Genomic DNA, 1338 nt, shown 5'->3' with positions numbered 1-1338 from the left:
TTTAGATCTTCAGAAAGAAGAAAATATCCTCGCTCAAAAACTCGACGATGCTAACAAAAAAGGTAGAGAAGAAGGCATTCAAATCGGTGAAGAAAGAGGGAAAATTGAAGGGAAAATTGAAGTTGCGAAAGCAATGCTTGCAAGTGAAGTAGATGTAAATACTATACTTAAATATACGGGATTATCTATTGATGAAGTAAAAGAATTCTTACAAGGATGGATAAGTACAAAATTATAGCATTAATAGTTGCAGCAGGAGTAGGAAGTAGGTGTAATACTATTCTTCCTAAGCAGTATGTAAAATTATCAGGCAACCCTGTATTATTTCATACAATTAAAAAATTTTTAACCAATGAATTTTATGTAAAAGTCGTAATAAATAAAGACCATGAAGCTTTTTATAGTGAAGTAGAATTATTAATTCACGATACTAAACTATTAAAACCAGTTTGCGGAGGAAAAAGTAGGCAAGAATCAGTTAGATTGGGGCTTGAAAGTTTAAGAGAGGAGAATCCTGACTATGTCATAATACATGATGCTTGCAGGCCATTTGTTTCAAACATTCTTATAGATAAATTAGTTAGATCTATGAACTATGATAGTAAATCTATTGGCGTTGTACCTGTATTAAGGGTTGAAGATACTGTGTCATTAGTAAACGATAGTGGATTAATAGAATCTACTATCTGCAGAGAAGAAATCAGAGCCGTGCAGACTCCCCAGATCTTTTATTTTGCAGATTTGCTCTCATGTCATCAATTAGCCAATGTTTTATTCACTGATGACTCTTCATTAATGTTGGCAAATAAAAGATATATTACAACCATTCAAGGCGAAAAAAGTAATTTTAAGTTAACTACAGAGGAGGATATGAAGATGGCAAAATTTTTTTTTGAGAAACAAAAATTTCGTGTTGGAACTGGTTATGATGTACATAGATTTATAAGAGCTCAAAATAGTAGTAAGTGTTTTATAAAAATTTGCGGTGTAGAAATTGAACACACTATGAAAGTAGCAGCTCACTCTGATGGCGATGTTGGTATTCATGCAATTGTTGATGCTATATTAGGAGCACTTGGATGTGGTGATATAGGAGAATATTTTTCTCCTAATTCTCTTGAATGGAAAGATTGTGATTCGTGCTATTTTCTTAGTTTTGCTGCTAGACAAATAAAAGAGATGGGGTATATTATATCAAATATAGATGTCACAATAGTTTGTGAGGTTCCTAAAATATCTCCTTATAAAGTAAAAATGAAAAAGCTCCTATCACAAGTGCTAGGGGTGGATGAGGAATGCTTGAATATTAAAGCAACTACTACAGAAAAGTTAGGGTCT

Annotated in this window: 1 protein-coding gene and 1 pseudogene; both read left to right on the top strand. The window is 32.6% G+C overall.

The features are described from left to right. Positions 1-238 (top strand): annotated as a pseudogene (locus V6U76_RS05280) (hypothetical protein); the annotation flags it as partial. Beyond that, a partial coding sequence (ispD, locus tag V6U76_RS05275) for a 2-C-methyl-D-erythritol 4-phosphate cytidylyltransferase (protein ID WP_333024094.1) occupies positions 217-1338 on the top strand: 1122 nt, incomplete at its 3' end. The pseudogene V6U76_RS05280 and the gene ispD, both read left to right, overlap by 22 nt.

It is taken from the genome of Wolbachia endosymbiont of Pentidionis agamae, assembly GCF_036711655.1.
Classification (GTDB): Bacteria; Pseudomonadota; Alphaproteobacteria; order Rickettsiales; family Anaplasmataceae; genus JAZHPY01.
The sequence above is the reverse complement of the archived record's forward strand: the minus strand, read 5'-3'. Positions and strand labels throughout refer to the sequence as shown.